19 protein-coding genes are annotated in these 15,529 nt (G+C 72.1%); 8 read left to right on the top strand and 11 right to left on the bottom strand.

Going from position 1 to position 15,529, the window contains the following annotated elements:
• Positions 1 to 19 precede the first annotated feature (19 nt).
• A complete protein-coding gene (locus I6J71_RS39005) occupies positions 20 to 949 on the bottom strand; it encodes a glycosyltransferase family 2 protein (protein ID WP_204091438.1) in 930 nt (309 codons plus the stop codon).
• 18 nt (positions 950 to 967) lie between these two features.
• Here I6J71_RS39005 and I6J71_RS39000 point away from each other — a divergent pair, with 18 nt between their 5' ends.
• The gene (locus I6J71_RS39000) at positions 968 to 2,035 is read left to right on the top strand and encodes a glycosyltransferase family 1 protein (protein WP_204091437.1); all 1,068 of its coding nucleotides are present in this window, start codon (positions 968 to 970) and stop codon (positions 2,033 to 2,035) included.
• A 976-nt stretch (positions 2,036 to 3,011) separates the two neighbouring features.
• Positions 3,012 to 4,142, top strand: coding sequence for a glycosyltransferase family 1 protein (locus tag I6J71_RS38995; protein WP_204097455.1), 1,131 nt, complete (start codon positions 3,012 to 3,014; stop codon positions 4,140 to 4,142).
• Between the two features lie 245 nt (positions 4,143 to 4,387).
• Here the strand turns inward: I6J71_RS38995 and I6J71_RS38990 are convergent, their stop codons facing one another.
• A complete protein-coding gene (locus I6J71_RS38990; RefSeq protein ID WP_204091436.1) occupies positions 4,388 to 4,558 on the bottom strand; it encodes a hypothetical protein in 171 nt (56 codons plus the stop codon).
• A 316-nt stretch (positions 4,559 to 4,874) separates the two neighbouring features.
• On the opposite strand from I6J71_RS38990, the gene I6J71_RS38985 reads away from it, so the two are divergent.
• Complete coding sequence (locus tag I6J71_RS38985) at positions 4,875 to 5,732, top strand: glycosyltransferase family 2 protein (RefSeq protein WP_204091435.1); 858 nt, start codon at positions 4,875 to 4,877, stop codon at positions 5,730 to 5,732.
• Here I6J71_RS38985 and I6J71_RS38980 read toward each other — a convergent pair whose 3' ends face one another.
• Positions 5,733 to 6,140, bottom strand: a complete 408-nt coding sequence (locus I6J71_RS38980; protein ID WP_204091434.1) for a hypothetical protein — start codon at positions 6,138 to 6,140, stop codon at positions 5,733 to 5,735.
• A 150-nt stretch (positions 6,141 to 6,290) separates the two neighbouring features.
• Between I6J71_RS38980 and I6J71_RS38975 the strand changes: the two genes are divergently transcribed.
• Together I6J71_RS38975 and I6J71_RS38970 are read left to right on the top strand one after the other, a co-directional pair.
• A complete protein-coding gene (locus I6J71_RS38975; protein ID WP_204091433.1) occupies positions 6,291 to 7,370 on the top strand; it encodes a sugar phosphate nucleotidyltransferase in 1,080 nt (359 codons plus the stop codon).
• Positions 7,370 to 8,263, top strand: coding sequence for a DNA-3-methyladenine glycosylase (locus I6J71_RS38970; protein WP_204097454.1), 894 nt, complete (start codon positions 7,370 to 7,372; stop codon positions 8,261 to 8,263). The genes I6J71_RS38975 and I6J71_RS38970 overlap by 1 nt, the downstream gene beginning before the upstream one ends.
• Before the next feature lie 3 nt (positions 8,264 to 8,266).
• Here I6J71_RS38970 and I6J71_RS38965 read toward each other — a convergent pair whose 3' ends face one another.
• The 8 genes from I6J71_RS38965 to I6J71_RS38930 all read right to left on the bottom strand — a co-directional run bounded on the left by I6J71_RS38965 (position 8,267) and on the right by I6J71_RS38930 (position 13,744).
• Complete coding sequence (locus I6J71_RS38965; protein ID WP_204091432.1) at positions 8,267 to 8,605, bottom strand: hypothetical protein; 339 nt, start codon at positions 8,603 to 8,605, stop codon at positions 8,267 to 8,269.
• Between the two features lie 396 nt (positions 8,606 to 9,001).
• On the bottom strand, positions 9,002 to 9,541 hold the full coding sequence (locus tag I6J71_RS38960) for a hypothetical protein (RefSeq protein WP_204091431.1): 540 nt from the start codon (positions 9,539 to 9,541) through the stop codon (positions 9,002 to 9,004).
• 62 nt (positions 9,542 to 9,603) lie between these two features.
• On the bottom strand, positions 9,604 to 9,957 hold the full coding sequence (locus tag I6J71_RS38955; protein ID WP_204091430.1) for a GntR family transcriptional regulator: 354 nt from the start codon (positions 9,955 to 9,957) through the stop codon (positions 9,604 to 9,606).
• A 16-nt stretch (positions 9,958 to 9,973) separates the two neighbouring features.
• Entirely contained in the window at positions 9,974 to 10,114 is a 141-nt protein-coding gene (locus I6J71_RS38950) for a hypothetical protein (protein ID WP_204091429.1), read from the bottom strand.
• 10 nt (positions 10,115 to 10,124) lie between these two features.
• Entirely contained in the window at positions 10,125 to 10,661 is a 537-nt protein-coding gene (locus I6J71_RS38945) for an NUDIX hydrolase (protein WP_204091428.1), read from the bottom strand.
• Positions 10,658 to 12,022: a coenzyme F420-0:L-glutamate ligase gene (locus I6J71_RS38940; protein ID WP_204091427.1), complete on the bottom strand. Its 1,365-nt coding sequence runs from the start codon at positions 12,020 to 12,022 to the stop codon at positions 10,658 to 10,660. The genes I6J71_RS38945 and I6J71_RS38940 overlap by 4 nt, the downstream gene beginning before the upstream one ends.
• Positions 11,997 to 12,995, bottom strand: coding sequence for a 2-phospho-L-lactate transferase (gene cofD / locus I6J71_RS38935; protein ID WP_204091426.1), 999 nt, complete (start codon positions 12,993 to 12,995; stop codon positions 11,997 to 11,999). Before cofD ends, I6J71_RS38940 begins: the two co-directional genes overlap by 26 nt.
• On the bottom strand, positions 12,992 to 13,744 hold the full coding sequence (locus I6J71_RS38930) for an N-acetyltransferase (protein WP_239154162.1): 753 nt from the start codon (positions 13,742 to 13,744) through the stop codon (positions 12,992 to 12,994). The genes cofD and I6J71_RS38930 overlap by 4 nt, the downstream gene beginning before the upstream one ends.
• 59 nt (positions 13,745 to 13,803) lie before the next feature.
• Here I6J71_RS38930 and I6J71_RS38925 point away from each other — a divergent pair, with 59 nt between their 5' ends.
• From I6J71_RS38925 to dapC, 3 genes are all read left to right on the top strand, one after another.
• Positions 13,804 to 13,989, top strand: a complete 186-nt coding sequence (locus I6J71_RS38925; protein ID WP_204091425.1) for a hypothetical protein — start codon at positions 13,804 to 13,806, stop codon at positions 13,987 to 13,989.
• 118 nt (positions 13,990 to 14,107) lie between these two features.
• The gene (gene fdxA / locus I6J71_RS38920; RefSeq protein WP_204091424.1) at positions 14,108 to 14,428 is read left to right on the top strand and encodes a ferredoxin; all 321 of its coding nucleotides are present in this window, start codon (positions 14,108 to 14,110) and stop codon (positions 14,426 to 14,428) included.
• Positions 14,425 to 15,516: a succinyldiaminopimelate transaminase gene (dapC, locus tag I6J71_RS38915; RefSeq protein WP_204091423.1), complete on the top strand. Its 1,092-nt coding sequence runs from the start codon at positions 14,425 to 14,427 to the stop codon at positions 15,514 to 15,516. Before fdxA ends, dapC begins: the two co-directional genes overlap by 4 nt.
• The last annotated feature ends 13 nt before the right edge of the window (positions 15,517 to 15,529 follow it).

Genomic DNA, 15,529 nt, shown 5'->3' with positions numbered 1-15,529 from the left:
ATGTCGGGCCTCGCCCAGCTTAAAGGCCCGCCCACGCGTCCCAGATCGCCCCTCGGCCGAGCGCTGTGACCTCGTCGATGCGCTTGCGCTCGCGCAGCGCCGACGGCAGCCGCGTGAGCACTTCGGCCAGCACGCGGACGCGGAGGCCGACCTGGAAGTTGGCCGCGCCGGGCTTGCGGCGGCGCAGGGGCAGCAGGGCCGTGATCACGGCGAAGCGCAGGACCTCCCGCGCGGCGACGGCCGCCGGCGCGCAGCGCAGGAGCATGAGGAGGCGGTTGCGCTCGTTCCACCGGTGGAACAGCGGCGAGCCGGGCTTCGTGCTGGCGCCGTGGAGGTGGCGGACGCGGGCCTTCGGCGCCGCCACGACGTGCCAGCCGGCCAGCCGCAGCCGCCACGCGGTGTCGGTGTCCTCGTAGTAGCAGAAGAAGCTCGCGGGCACCCCGCCGACCGCGCGCACGGCCTCGGTCCGCAGCAGGGCGGCGCCGCCGCAGAAGCCGAACACCTCGACGGCCGGTTCGGTGAGATCGGCGCCGTGGCCGTCGGCGGTGAGGCGGACACCCGTGGACTGCGTGGTGCCGTCGGCCAGCTCCAGGTGCGAGGTCACGGCGGCGGCGAGCGGTTGCTCGGCGAAGGTGTCCTCGAGCTCGGCGAGCCACGTCGGTTCGGGCGCGGCGTCGTCGTTCAGCCAGGCCATCTGCGGCGTCTCGACGCGGCGGAGGGCTTCGGCCATCGCGCCCGCGTAACCGGTGTTCCGCCTCAGCCGCACGACTTCGGGCCGCGACGGGTGCGCGGCGAGGAGGGCGGCCGTGCCGTCGTCGGAGGCGTTGTCGACGACGAGCGTCCGATGTGGACGGGTCTGGGCGGCGAGGGCGTCGAGGCAGGCCGTGACGTGAGCTGCCCCACGCCAGGTGACCACGACGACGGTGGTGCCGGGTTCCGCGCTGGTCACCTGGGTGACAATAGCGGCGTGCCCCAACTGGTCGTGCTCGCAGAGCAGCTGCTCGCCCCCGTCCCCGGTGGGACGGGCCGCTACACCGCCGAGCTGCTGCCCGCGCTGGCGCGCACCGCGCCACCCGGGTGGACCGTGTCGAGCGTGGTCGCGCGCCACCGCGACGTGTCCGCTGCCCGGCTTGAGGGCGTCGACGGACCGCACGTGCTGCCCTTTCCGCCGCGTGTTCTCGTGGGGTTGTGGCAGCTCGGCCTGCCGTGGTGGCCGGGCGGTGACGCCGTGCACGCGCCCACGCCGTTCGCGCCGCCGCGTCCGCCCGCGGGCAAGACGATGACGGTGACCGTGCACGACACCGTGCCGTGGACGCACCCGGAGACCCTGACGACCCGCGGCGTGAGCTGGCACCGGTCGATGATCGCGCGCGCCGCACGGCGGGCGTCGGGGCTGATCGTGCCCACGCGCGCGGTGGCCGACGAGCTGGCCGTGCTGGTGGACGTGACGGTGCCGGTGCGCGTCGTGCCGCACGGCGTGACCGTGCCGACGGGTGACGCTCCTCTGGACCTGCCGTCGAAGTACGTGCTCGCGGTCGGGACCATCGAGCCGCGCAAGGGCATCGACGTGCTGATCGACGCCGTCGCCGAGGTCGGCGACGTGGCACTGGTGCTGGCCGGCCAGCCCGGCTGGGGCGGCCTCGACCCGGTGCGGCTGGCCGCGTCGCGCGGGCTGACCGACGTGCACGTGCTGGGCAAGGTCACCGACGCCGAGCTGGCGACCGCGCTGCGGGGCGCGAGCGTGCTGGCCGTGCCGAGCCTCGCGGAGGGCTTCGGCCTGCCGCTGCTGGAGGCGATGGCGTCGGGGGTCCCGGTGGTGCACACCGACGTTCCGGCGCTGGTCGAGGTCGCGGGCGGCGCGGGGGTCGTCGTGCCGCGCGGGGACGCCACGGCGCTCGCGGCCGGTCTGCGCGAGGTGCTGGGATCTCGTGACCGCGCTTCGGAGCTCGTGCGCCTCGGCCGCGAACGGGCGCGCGAGTTCACCTGGCGCGCCGCCGCCGAAGCCGTGTGGTCCGCCCACCGCCGGCGCACGTGATGTCGGCGACGACCCGGTGCGCCGTGCGTTGGATCGCTCGACCCTGATGCCGCCCTCGGCCTCGCGCGCCGCGGTCTCGCCGGCTTGCGGCGGTTCTGCCTTCTCGGTGGCAGCGGTGTGGTTCGCCCAGCGGGGGCGTCCGTGATGTCGGGCCCAGCCCGGTGCGGATCGTGTGTTCGAGGTCTCGATCCTTGTGCCGCCCTCGCCCGTGCGTGCCGCGATGTTGTCGGGTTGCGGCGGTCCTGCCTTTTCGGTGGCAGCGGTGTGGGCTGCCCGCGGGCGGCGGACGTGATGTCAGCGCCGGCCTAGTGCGGGCCGCGTGTTGGAGGGTTCGGTGTGAGCGCTGCCCTCGGCTTTGTGCGCCGCGATCTCGCCGGCTTGCGGCGGTTCTGTGTTCTCGGTGGCAGCGGTGTGGTCCGCTCCCCGTCGGCGGGTGTGGGGGTGGTTTGCCCTGGCAACGGCGTGAGCTGGCGGCGACGTTGCACCCCGTGCGAGATCGCGCCGGCTTCTGGACTGAGCGATGTCCTCGGCCCCCGGGGCCGGGGGGATAGGGAGGGAAGAAGCCGGGTCGAAGCGATCTCGCCGCCTCGGCGGAGCCGAGGCAGTAAGCGCAGCGGTCCTGCGTTCTCGGCGGCAGCGGTGTGGTCCGCTCACCGTCGGCGGACGTGGGGGTGGCTTTGCCCTGGGAACGGCGTGAGCTGGCGGCGACGTTGCACCCCGTGCGAGATCGCGCCGGCTTCTGGACTGAGCGATGTCCTCGGCCCCCGGGGCCGGGGGGGATCGGGAGGGAAGAAGCCGGGTCGAAGCGATCTCGCCGCCTCGGCGGAGCCGAGGCAGTAAGCACGGCCGAGGCCATAACACACAGCCGAGGCCGATAACACAGCCAGAAAGAGCAAGCCGAGGCAGGAATTGGAGAGTTCCTCACCGGCGCGCTGGGTGATCGCCGTACTCTGCTCACGTGACCGGTGATCCCCGTGTGCTGATCGATGCGACCGCGGTGCCCGCGGACCGGGGTGGCGTCGGCCGGTACGTGGATTCGCTCGTCGCGGCGCTCGATCAGGACGGCGCGCGGCTCACGGTGGTGTGCCAGCCGCGGGACCTGTCGCTTTACGACCGGCTCGCGCCGGGGGCCCGGGTGGTGCCCGCGTCACCCGCGACGTCGACCCGGACAGCCCGCCTGACCTGGGAACAAGCGACGCTGCCGCGCCTGGTGCGCAAGCTCGCCGCCGACGTCGTGCACTCGCCGCACTACACGATGCCGCTCGCGAGCGGTGCTGCGTCGGTCGTGACGTTGCACGACGCGACGTTCTTCACCGACCCCGTGCTGCACTCGTCGGTGAAGGCCCGCTTCTTCCGCGCGTGGACGGTGGCCGCCCTGCGCCGCGCGACGCTCTGCGTCGTCCCGAGCCAGGCGACGGCCGTGGAGCTGGCCCGCGTGAGCCCGCTGCGGCACGCGGATTTGGAAATCATCCACCACGGCGTCGACTCGGAACGTTTTCACCCGCCGTCGCCCGAGGAGATCGCCGCGGCGCGCGCGGCCGTCGGCATCGGGCGCACGCCGTACCTGGCGTTCCTCGGGGCACTCGAGCCCCGCAAGAACGTGCCGGCGCTGATCCGCGGCTACGCCCGGGCCGTCGCCGGTCAGCGTGACGCGCCGGCGCTCGTGCTGGCCGGCCAGCCGGGCTGGGACACGCAGGTGGAGCGCGCCCTGGACGCGGTGCCGCACCGGCTGCGCGTGATCCGGGCGGGGTACCTGCCCTTCGGCACGCTGGCCGGTTTCCTCGGCGGGGCTGAACTCGTGGCCTACCCGTCCTTGGGCGAGGGCTTCGGCTTGCCCGTGCTCGAAGCCATGGCCTGCGGCGCCGCCGTGCTGACCACTCGCCGCCTGTCGCTGCCCGAGGTCGGCGGCGACGCCGTCGCCTACTGCGGCGTCGGCGCCGGTGACGTGGCCGCGGCGATCACCGAACTCCTCGCCGACCCCACCCGCCGCGCGTTCCTCTCGGCGGCCGCCCAGGAGCGCGCGAAGGAGTTCTCGTGGGCCACCACGGCGGAACGGCACCGGGAGGCATACGCGAAGGCTTGGGACCGCCACCTCCGCACCCGCTGACCGGGCCCGGGTTTGTTACGACTCGTGCTAGCGTGATCATGCGAGGTCCCCGTAGGACTGAGTATGAGAGCCTGAGACGCGTCCGGACGGTCGTCTCGCAGGCTCTTCGCCTTTTCCGGGCTTGATGTGCGCTTCCGCCAGCCGCGCGGCGCGTTGTGCCCAGCCGCCGCCCGCTCCGAAGCACCAGGCCACGGCGTCGGAGATCCACAGGATGGGTTCCAGCGTCGAGTCGAGGTGTTCGTAGGTCAGTTCGGTTTTCGACGGCCTCGCTCCCAGGGTTCGCCATGGCGTCCGGTGATCGTGTGCGTCTCGGTGATCACGGCTGTCCGGCACCAGCCGGTGCGCGCCGGATCGAGCAAGTCCGCGGCAACGCGGCGCAGGCATCGCCGGCGTACGGCCTCTTCGGTCTTGGGCATGCACGACGAGGTGTATATCCGAACCGAGACCGGCAGCTTCGCGATCTGATGATGAGTTGCCTTCGCCGCGGGTCCTTCTCTTTCTTGAAGTGAAGTTCGCGTGCACCACGGAGCAGCAGTCCGGTCAACGCGCGCCGCGTCAGGCCGAGGCGGCTGGTTCGACGGCGGTCGCGCAGAGGAGAAACTGGCGGTTGCGGGGCGATTCGTCGACGAAGGCGTGCACTGAAATCCGATCATTCTCGCGGCTCCTGCGTCACCCTCGGTGACAGGGTCGATCGGTCTCCGTTGCCGTGGGTGAGCGGGGGACAATGGCGCGGTGACTGAGCCCCGCAGCTACGGCGACAACCTGGCCGTCGTGACCGTGACGTACTTCGCCGGCGAGACGCTCGAGAAGTTCCTCGACACGCTCGACAAGGCGACCGACCGGGACGTGCGCGTGGTGGTCGCCGACAACGCGTCCACGGACGGCGCGCCGGAGAAGGCGGCCGGGCGGGAGAACGTGCAGCTGGTCAGCATCGGCGAAAACGTGGGGTACGGGACGGCCGCCAACCGGGGCGTCGCGGCGCTCGACGACAGCTACGGGTGGGTCGTGGTGGTCAACCCGGACCTCGAGTGGGAGCCGGGGTCGCTCGACGCGCTGCTGGAGGTCGCGAAGCGGTGGCCGCGCGGGGGCGCGTTCGGGCCGCTGATCCACGACCTCGACGGCACCGTCTACCCGTCCGCGCGGCTGCTGCCGTCGTTCGGGCGCGGGATCGGCCACGCCGTGTTCTCGAAGGTCTGGCCGGGTAACCCGTGGACGCGCCAGTACCGCCAGGAGAACGCGACGCCGGTCGAGCGCACGTCGGAGTGGCTGTCCGGGTCGTGCCAGCTGTTCCGGCGGGAGGCGTTCGACTCCGTCGGCGGCTTCGACACGCGCTACTTCATGTACTTCGAAGACGTCGACCTCGGCGACCGCCTGGGCAAGGCCGGCTGGCTGAACGTCTACGCGCCCTCGTCGAGCGTCATGCACATCGGCGGCGTGTCGACGGCGCGCGTGTCGAAGAAAATGCTGCGCGCGCACCACGCCAGCGCCTACCGCTACCTCGCCGATCGGCACCCGGGCCTGCGGTGGAAGCCCGTGCTCGCGGCGGTGAAACTCGGCCTGGCTGTGCGCGTCAAGCTCGAAGGCGCTTGATCACAGCCCGTCGAGCCGACGGGAGAGGTTCGACCGGCCGCTGTTCTGCTTGATCGTCGGGACCAGCCCGGTCAGCTCCTCGTCGGCCTGCTCCTTGAGCGGGCTCGCCACCGGCGCGGCCTGCGGTCGCGGCACGAGCGGCGTGGTCACCTGCGGAGCGGGAGTCGCGAGCGGCTGCGTCGACGTCTGCTTCGCCAGCGGGTGCTCGTCGTTCTCCTCGATCAGCGACGCCGGCAGCTGCGTGGTCGTGTCGGGATCTTGCTGGTCGAGCTCCTTGACCACGGCTCTGGGGATCTGCTGCGTGTTGGAGGCGTCCATCGGCGACGTCATGTTGTCCGGCGTCACCACGAAGGCGCCGCGGGAACGAGCGCGTGCGAGCAAAGCGTCCGCGCGATCGCGGGGGTCCATTTCCCCTCGGCCTCCCGACTGACCCAGGGCCTCTCGGGAAAGGCCCACCTGTTTCGTGTCTAGGGTAGGCCCTCGGGGGCGTCGCCGCCCACGTTTCCCGCGGCTTGTCGCCCAGCGGTGCGTGATACAACAGAATTTTGAGGAGTTTCCGTGACGTCCGAGCTCGAGGTCGACGCCGTCGTGCTGGTCGGGGGCAAGGGCACCCGGCTGCGGCCGCTCACCCTGTCCGCGCCGAAGCCGATGCTGCCGACGGCCGGCACTCCGTACTTGAGTCACCTGTTCTCGCGAATCCGCGCGGCCGGGATCCGCCACGTCGTGCTCGGCACGTCGTACCGCGCGGAGGTGTTCGAGGAGTACTTCGGCGACGGGTCGGCCCACGGGCTCGAGCTCGAATACGTGGTGGAGGACGAACCGCTCGACACGGGTGGCGCGATCCGCAACGTGTACGACAAGCTGCGCGCCGAGCACGTGATCATCTTCAACGGCGACATCCTCTCCGGCGCCGACCTGCGCGAACAGCTGCGGACCCATGTGGACTCCGGCGCCGACGTCACCCTGCACCTGCAGCGGGTGCCCGACCCGAGCCGCTTCGGGTCCGTGCCCACCGACGAGAACGGGCGCGTGCAGGCGTTCCTGGAGAAGGCGCCGAACCCGCCGACGGACCAGATCAACGCCGGCTGCTACGTCTTCCGCCGCTCGGTGGTCGAGACCATTCCGGCGGGCCGGCGCGTGTCGGTCGAGCGCGAGACGTTCCCCGGACTGCTCGCCGACGGCGCGCACCTGCACGGATTCGTCGATTCCTCGTACTGGCTCGACGTCGGCACGCCGGAGGCGTTCGTGCGGGGGAGCGCGGACCTGGTGCGCGGGATCGCGCCGACATCCGCGCTCGTGGGCCCGACCGGCTCGTCCCTGGTGCTGGACGGTGCTTCCGTCGCGTCCTCGGCGGTGTTGTCGGGTGGTACGACCGTCGGTGCGAAGGCCGTGATCGGTGCCGGGGCGACGGTCGACGGCTCGGTCGTGTTCGACGAAGCCGTGGTCGACGCCGGGGCCATTGTGGAGCGTTCGGTGCTGGGCCGCGGCGCGCGCGTCGGCGCCGACGCGGTGCTGCGCGGCGTGGTGATCGGCGACGGCGCGTCCGTCGGTGCGGGCTGCGAACTCCTCGACGGCGCCCGCGTTTGGCCCGGCGTCAGCCTCGCCGACGGCGCCATCCGGTTCTCGAGCGACGCATGATCGAGTGGCGCCCGTCCTTCGCGCTGGACTTGGCCGCCGTGCTCAGTCCGCTCAGCCGTGGCCGCGGCTCGCTGAACTTCCGCGGCGAGCGCGGCGTGTGGTGGCTGGCCGCCAACACCCCTTCCGGAGCCGGGACCCTGGCTCTGCTGCGCCGTCCCGACGGTGTGGTCGAAGCGGAGGCGTGGGGCGCCGGCGCCGATTTCCTGCTCGACGGCGTGCCCTCGCTGCTGGGCGCCGAAGACGACGACTCCGGTTTTGTCGCCCACCATTCCGCGGTCGCCACGGCGCGCCGAGCAACCCCCGGCCTGCGCCTCGGCTCGACGCGGCGCGTGTGGGACTCGCTCGTGCTGGCCGTGCTGGAGCAGAAGGTGTCCGGCAAGGAGGCGATCCGCTCGTGGGCGGAGCTGTGCCGGTGGTTCGGCACGCGGGCACCGGGTCCGGGGCCGGCCTTTCTGCGCGTGCCCCCGTCGCCGGTGGCGATTCGCTCCATTGTGGACTGGAACTGGCACCGCATCGGCGTCGACCTGAAACGGCGGACGGCGCTGATCAACGCCGCCCGCGTCGCGCCCCGCCTCGAGGAAGCCGTGGCCCTGCGGGGCTCTTCCGGCCGAGCCCTGCTGCGCAAGGTCCCGGGCATCGGCGTCTGGACCGCGGCGGAAATCGCCCAGCGCGCCTGGGGCGACCCGGACGCGGTCAGCTTCGGCGACTACAACATCCCGAACATGGTCGGCCACACGCTGCTGGGCCGCCGCATCGACGACGAGGAGATGGCGGAGCTGCTCGCGCCCTACGCCCCGCAACGCCAACGCGCCGTGCGCTACCTGGAGGCGTGCGGCGCGCGGGCGCCGAGGTTCGGGCCCCGCATCGAACTCCGCGACTACCGCGCGATGTAGGTCTTACCGCGGCGGCTGCTGGTCCTGCGCGGCCGGCTGCTGCGGTTCCTGGCTTGGCTGCTGCGGGTACTGCACCTGCGGCGCCGGCTGCTGCTGTGGGTACTGGCCGGGGATCGGCTGTTGCTGCGACGGATTCGGCTGCCACCCCTGCGCCGCCCGCTGCTGCGGGTACGGTCCGGGCTGCTGCATCGGCGGGTACTGCTGCTGCGCCGGGTACTGTTGCTGCGCCGGGAATTGCTGCTTCGGCTCGTTCGGCTTCCGCCCCACGGCGAACTTCAGCACGAGGATCACCACCAGCACGACGACCAGCACGATCGGGATGATCAGGTTGGTAATGCTCATGAAGGTTCCTTTCGGCGTTCGCCGCGGTCAGCCCCCGCCGGCGGCCGCGGCGGATCCTGACCCGGCTGCATCGGCTGCTGGCCCGTTCGCGTCGGCTGTTGCGATAGCGACTACTGCCCGTACTGCGGCGGCGGGTACTCGCCCGGTGGCATCGGTTGCTGCCCTGGGTACTGGCCCGGCGCCATCGAGAACGGCGGAGCCGGATACTGCCCGGATTGCCCAGGTTGCTCCTGTGCCGGTTACTGGGTCGGGAACACCTGCGGCTGGAACTGCTGCGGATCCGGGTAGTACGGCGGCTGTGGTTGGTTCGGCTTCCGATCGACGTACTTGACCAAAGCCACTACCCCAGCCACGACTGCAGCGACCACCAGCACCCTGATCAAGAGGTGCAACACGTTATGGCGCCTCCTGCCCGTTCTCGGAGCCAAGCGGACCCGACACGCCCGGCGCCGGGAGGTGCTCCGGCTCGCCGCCGAGCGGCTGGTTCGACTGCGGCGGATCCTGACCCGGCTGCATCGGCTGCGGCCGGCCCGGCTGCGCCGGCGGTTGCGGTGGCGCATATTGCCCGTAGTGCTGCGGTGGCGAGTACTGCCCGTACTGCGGCGCCGGGTTCTGACCTGGCGCCATCGGCGGTTGCCCGGGGTACGTACCGTACGGCTGGCCCCGGCGGAAATCCTGTGGCGGCTGCCCAAGCTGCTGCGGATATCCCGGCGGCGGTTGCTGACCGGGCGGAAAACCCTGCTGTGGATACCCCCGCGGATACCCGGGCTGCTGTGGATACCCCGGCGGATATCCCGGCGGCTGCATCCCTTGCCACGGCGGCGGAACCGGCGGTTGCTTCCGCTTGTTCGACGCCTGCACGGCCACCACGACCGCCACGGTGACGCCCGCCAGGAGCAGCAGGACGAGCACGTGCCAAGGTCGAATGGCGTACACAGGAAAGCTCCCTCCCCGGGCTGAAGGTCATCGTAGGGGGACGGAGGGGAGTGCGCGCGACGTCAGCGGAGAGCGGCCTCGACGATGGCCAGCGCTTCCTCCGCCGGCAATCCCAGCTGCCGCGTCACGGTGGCGTAGTCCGCGGCGGCGAGGCGAGCCCGTGAGCGGGACTCGTCGCCCGAAGCGCCCACGAAACTGCCTGCCCGGCCGCGGGTTTCGAGCAGCCCGGCCTCCTCGAGTTCGCGGTAGGCGCGCGCGACGGTGTTCGGCGCGACGCCCAGCTCGGCGGCGAGGGCGCGGACCGTCGGGAGCTTCGCCCCGACCGCGAGCGTCCCGTCGTTGATCTGCGCCGCGATGGACGACCGGACTTGTTCGTACGGGGGCACGGGGGAGGCGCTGTCGTAGCTGACGGTCACCGGGAACCTCCAGAGATCACTTGCGGCGCTTCCGGCGCAGGCTCACCACGACACCCACGACGACCAGCACGAACGCGAGCGCGAATCCGACGGCGACGACCCAGCCGCTCACGAAGCCGCCGTCGCCGAGGTGCAGGTGCGGGCGTTCGTGGAACACGCCCGCCACCCTAACGGGACGAAGTGGCTGCTGTGATCAGTTCCGTCAGATCCTCGGACCCGGCGGGCAGCGCGTCGATCGGCCACCAGCGGAGGTCGTCGGACTCCGAGCTGCGCACGGGGGTGGCGCCGGCCGGTGCGGTGACCGCGTAGCGCACGTCGAAGTGTCGGGTCGGGACGCCCAGCGAGCACGTGATCGGGTGGACGTCCAGGTGGACGGGCGCGGAACCGATCGTCAGGTCCGGAATGCCCGACTCCTCCGTCGCCTCCCGCAGGGCCGCGGCCGCGAGCGACGGGTCGGACGGTTCGCAGTGCCCGCCCAGCTGCAGCCAGCGGCCGACGCGCGGGTGGAGCGTCAGCAGGACCTGCGTGCCCGTCGAGTCGAGGACCACCGCCGACGCCGTGAGGTGCCCGGCCGCGCATGAGCGCTGAACCGAATCGTCCCGTGCGGCCAAGAAACCGAGGTACGCCTGGCGCAGGGACTCTTGTGAAGGCGCCGAGGGCGTCCACGAAGTGAGCGTCGCGACGGCGTCCGCGTGCAAGGTCACAGCTCCACGAGTCCTTCCCCTGGCGAGCCCGGCTCACGGATCGGCGGCGTTTCCAACGGGTGCCCGATCGCGACGGCGCCGAGCGGCTCCCAGCGCGAGTCCAGCCCCAGCGTCGAGCGCACGAGGTCCGCCGCGAAGATCGTGGACCCGATCCAGCACGAGCCCAGCTCCTCGGCCGCCAGGGACACCAGCAGACCCTGCACCGCCGCACCGGCGGCGACGGTGAACATCGTGTGCTCACAAGCGTTCCGCCGCTCGTCGCGGTAGGTGTGGGCGCCCTCGGGCACGAGGAACGGGATCACGACCTCCGGCGCGCGGTACAGGATGTCCCCGCGCGACAAGCGTTTCTCGATCTGCGACGGCGTGAACTCGTCGCCCGAGAGGTCCGCGCGCCACGACTCGCGCATGGCGTCGAGCAGCTTCGTGCGCAGGCCGTGGTCGCGCAACCAGACGAACCGCACGGGGTGCGTGTGGTGCGGCGCGGGCGCGGTCAGCGCCGATGCGACGGCGCGCCGCAGTGCCGAAGGATCCACCGGCTCGTCGGAGAACGCCCGCACGGAGCGCCGGTTCGGCACCGCCTCGCGCCGGCCCTGCGCCAGGGCTTCGGCGGTGCCCAGGCGGAACAGGTCTTCGTCGACGGGCCGCACCAGGTCACGCGCGGTCGAGCCGTCGTCGGCGATGTCCAGCCCGCGCACGACCGCGACCGGCAGCCCGCCGAGCTTGCCCTTCACGAGGTCCGCGGCGGCGGCCAGTTCGTCGGCCACCGCGATCTCGGTGACGGCGAGTTCGTTGCCCTGCGAGTCCACCTGGCCGGCGTAGCCGTGCAGCACGCGCACGCCCGACGAGCCGATCGCCGCGTCGATCTGGCCGATCCGCCACGCGCGGCCCATGGTGTCGGTGATGACCACGGCGACCTCGACACCGAGGCGTTCGCGCAGCCCGCCGCGCAGCGCCCGCGCCGACGCGTCCGGATCCGCGGGCAGCAGCGCGACCTCGTCGCCCTGCACGTTCGACGCGTCGATGCCCGACGCCGCCTGCACGATCCCCAGCGGGTTCTCCGTGATCACCGTGCGCGCGACCCGCGCGACGACCCGCACGGTCTCCTGCTCGATCAGCTCACGCCGCGCGGCGTCGCGGGCCTCCGGTTCGCTCGGCACGCGCACGAGCCTGCCCTCGGTCTTCGACACGACCTTGCTGGTCACCACCACGACGTCGCCGGAGCGCAGCCACGGCGCCGCGGCCACCAGCGCACCCGTCAGGTCGTCGCCTGGCCGGAACTCCGGCAGCCCGGTCACGGGCAGGATCTCGACCTTCGCCGAAGCGTGGTCCTTGAACTCAGACACCGGGTACTCCCGCAACATCCAGGGCCGCCCGCACCATCGCGGCGGTCGCGTCCACATCGGACATCAGCAGCGGCACCGCGCGCACGGACACGCCCGGCACCGTCACGTCGTGGTCCTCCTCGGCGACGAGCCAGCCGTCGAGCACCCCGCCCTCGGACCGCGCGCCGTAGTGCCGGCCGACGGCTTCGGCGGAGGTCTCCACACCGATCGCGGTGAGGCACGCGTCGGCCATGCCGCGCAGCGCCTTGCCGCCGATGATCGGCGACACCCCGACGACCTTGGCCGGCGACTTCCGCAGTGCTTCGCGCACGCCCGGCACCCCCAGCGTCGTCCCCACGCTCACCACCGGGTTCGACGGCGCGAACAGCACCACGTCGGCCTCGGCCAGGGCCTCGAGCACGCCCGGGCCCGGTTTCGCCTCGTCGTTGCCGACCGCGACGATCGAGTGCGCCGGCGGGCCGGCCTGGTAGCGCACCCACCACTCCTGGAAGTGGATCGCCTTCCGCTGCTCCGGCTGGTCCGGGTCGTCGATGACGACGTGGGTCTCCACGCGGTCGTCGGTCATCGGCAGCAGCCGCACGCCGGGGCGCCAGCGGTCGCACAGCGCCTCGGTGACGGCCGAGAGCGGGTAGCCCGCGCGCAGCATCCGCGAGCGGATCAGGTGCGTCGCGATGTCCTTGTCTCCCAGCCCGAACCACGTCGGCTCTGCGCCGTACGCGGCGAGCTCCTCCTTGACCACCCACGTCTCGCCCTCGTGGCCCCAGCCGCGTTCGGTGTCGATGCCGCCGCCGAGGGTGTACATGCAGGTGTCGAGGTCGGGGCAGATGCGCAGGCCGTGCATCCACACGTCGTCACCGGTGTTCACCAGCGCGGTGACCTCGTGTGGCGACGGCTCGTCCGGCTCGCCCGTCGCGGGCAGGCCCAGCGCGGTCTTCACCCCGAGCAGGAAGCGCGCCCCGCCCACTCCACCGACCAGAACGACGATCTTCACGACTGCGCATCCTCGCACGCGCCGGGTCCCGGACCCCAGTAGCGGTACCTGTGGTGCTCCGTACAGCCGAGCGCGGAATAGAGCTGCAACGCGCCCTCGTTGCCGACGGCCACCTGCAGCACCCACTTGTCCGCGCCGTGTTCGCGGCCCCAGGAGGCCAGCGCGTTCATCAGCGCCGACGCGAGCCCGCGGCGGCGGAACTCCGGCCGCACGGCCAGCCGCGAGACGTGCAGCCACTCGTCCACGACGGCGCCCCGCACCGCTCCGGCGGTGGCGCCCGCAGCGACGTCCACCACGCCGTAGCCGATCTTCCCCGTGGCCAGCACGTGGCGCTCGGCCGCGCCCGGCTCGGGGTGCTCGGCCGTCAGTTCCCACCAGCCGGACGTCGGTTCGTCGAGCACCTCGGCCGCACCCGCGGGCCCGTCTGGCAACGGCCCGACGAGCACCGACACCTGGTACCCCGCGGGGTGTTCGGTCCACTCGGCCCAGCCCGCGGCGGCAACCGCGCGTTCGAGGTCGCTGTCCTGGATCACCTGGACGACCGGCGGGATCCTCCGATCGTGGGCGAAGTCACAGACGGCCGCCAACGCGGCGGGCACGCCACGGCCGGGGTCGCCCACGGCGAGTGCGCTGTTCGCGCGCCCGGTGAAGCCGTCGGCCCAGCGCAGCCGCCACTCGCCGAGGGGTTCGTCGACCACCGGTGGCCAGGCCCGCGCACACACGAGTTCGAGCATTTCCGAGTCGTTCACGGTTAGATTGTGTCGGAGGCGGCACCGCGGCCGCGGCCCCATTTTCGCAGGGAGAACCGATGAGCTACGCGCGCAAGGACGACCGGCACAACGACGACCTGGTCAACGAGATCGCGGACGGTTTCGCCAGGACGATCAAGGAAACGAAGAAGAGCGAGGACGGCACCGCGAAGCCCGCCGGTCCCGGCTTCACGATCACCGGCGACGCGCGCAATGCTCCGCAGCCCCGGCGACGGGACCGCTGAGCGGGGCATTCAGGGCCATACCGGGGGTATGGCTAAGGGTTGCCTAAGCAGGACCTGCGGTGCGGCAAGCGCGTAATGTCCCAGAGGGACTGGCTCTAGAGAAAAGCAGGAGTGCGCAGTGACCTACGTGATCGCCGAGCCCTGCGTCGACGTGCTCGACAAGGCGTGTATCGACGAGTGCCCCGTGGACTGCATCTACGAGGGCGAGCGGATGCTGTACATCCACCCCGACGAGTGCGTCGACTGCGGCGCCTGCGAACCGGTCTGCCCGGTCGAGGCCATCTACTACGAGGACGACGTCCCCGACAACTGGTCCGACTACACCAAGGCGAACGTCGACTTTTTCGACACGCTCGGCTCGCCGGGCGGTGCCTCCAAGGTGGGCAAGACCGATCACGACCCCGCCTTCATCAAGGCGCTGCCCCCGCAGGGCGAATGACGACTCGCGCACTGCCCGACTTCCCCTGGGATTCGCTCGCCGAAGTCAAAGCCCGCGCGCAGGCGCATCCCGGCGGGATCGTCGACCTCTCCGTCGGCACGCCCGTGGACCCGGTTCCGGCCGGAATCCGCGAAGCGCTGGCCTCGGTTTCGGACATCCCGGGGTACCCGGCCACCCACGGCACGCCCGCGCTGCGGGCCGCCGCGGTCGAGTCGCTCGGCCGGCGGTACGGCGTCACGGGCCTCGAGACCGACGCCGTGCTGCCGACCATCGGGTCGAAAGAGGCCGTGGCCTGGCTGCCGCGGATGCTCGGCTTCGGTCCGGGTGACCTGGTGGTGATCCCCGAGCTCGCGTACCCGACGTACGAGGTGGGCGCGCTCCTGGCGGGTGCCGACGTCGTGCGCGCCGACGGGCTCACGCAGCTCGGCCCGCAGCGCCCGGCGATGATCTGGCTCAACTCGCCGTCGAACCCGACCGGCAAGGTGCTGCCCGTCGAGCACCTGCGCAAGGTCGTCGAGTGGGCGCGTGAGCGCGACGTCATCGTCGCCTCCGACGAGTGCTACCTCTCCCTCGCGTGGGACGCCGAGCCCGTGTCGGTGCTGCACCCGTCCGTCCACCGTGGACGGCTCGACGGGCTGCTGGCCCTGCACTCGCTCTCGAAGTCGGCGAACCTCGCCAGCTACCGCGCCGGGTTCATCACCGGCGACCCGAAGCTGGTCAAGCGGCTGCTGGAGATCCGCAAGCACGCGGGCATGATCGTCCCGCGGCCGGTGCAGGAGGCCATGGTCGCCGCCCTCACCGACGACGAAGCCGCGGCCGCGCAGCGCGAGCGCTACGCCCGCCGCCGGCTCGTGCTGCGGAAGGCGTTGCAGGACAACGGTTTCGAGATCTCCCACTCCGAAGCGGGCCTGTACCTGTGGTCCTCGCGCGGCGAACCCGCGTTGGACACCGTGGCCTGGCTCGCCGACCGCGGCATCCTCGTCGCCCCGGGCACGTTCTACGGCCCGGCCGGCGGCAAGCACGTGCGCGTCGCCCTCACCGCGACGGACGAGCGCATCGACGCGGCCGTCGAGCGGCTGAGCTCCTGAGCGCTGAGCGGGC

The organism is Amycolatopsis sp. FDAARGOS 1241, assembly GCF_016889705.1.
Lineage (GTDB): Bacteria > Actinomycetota > Actinomycetes > Mycobacteriales > Pseudonocardiaceae > Amycolatopsis.
This window is presented reverse-complemented; position numbering and strand designations above follow the sequence as displayed.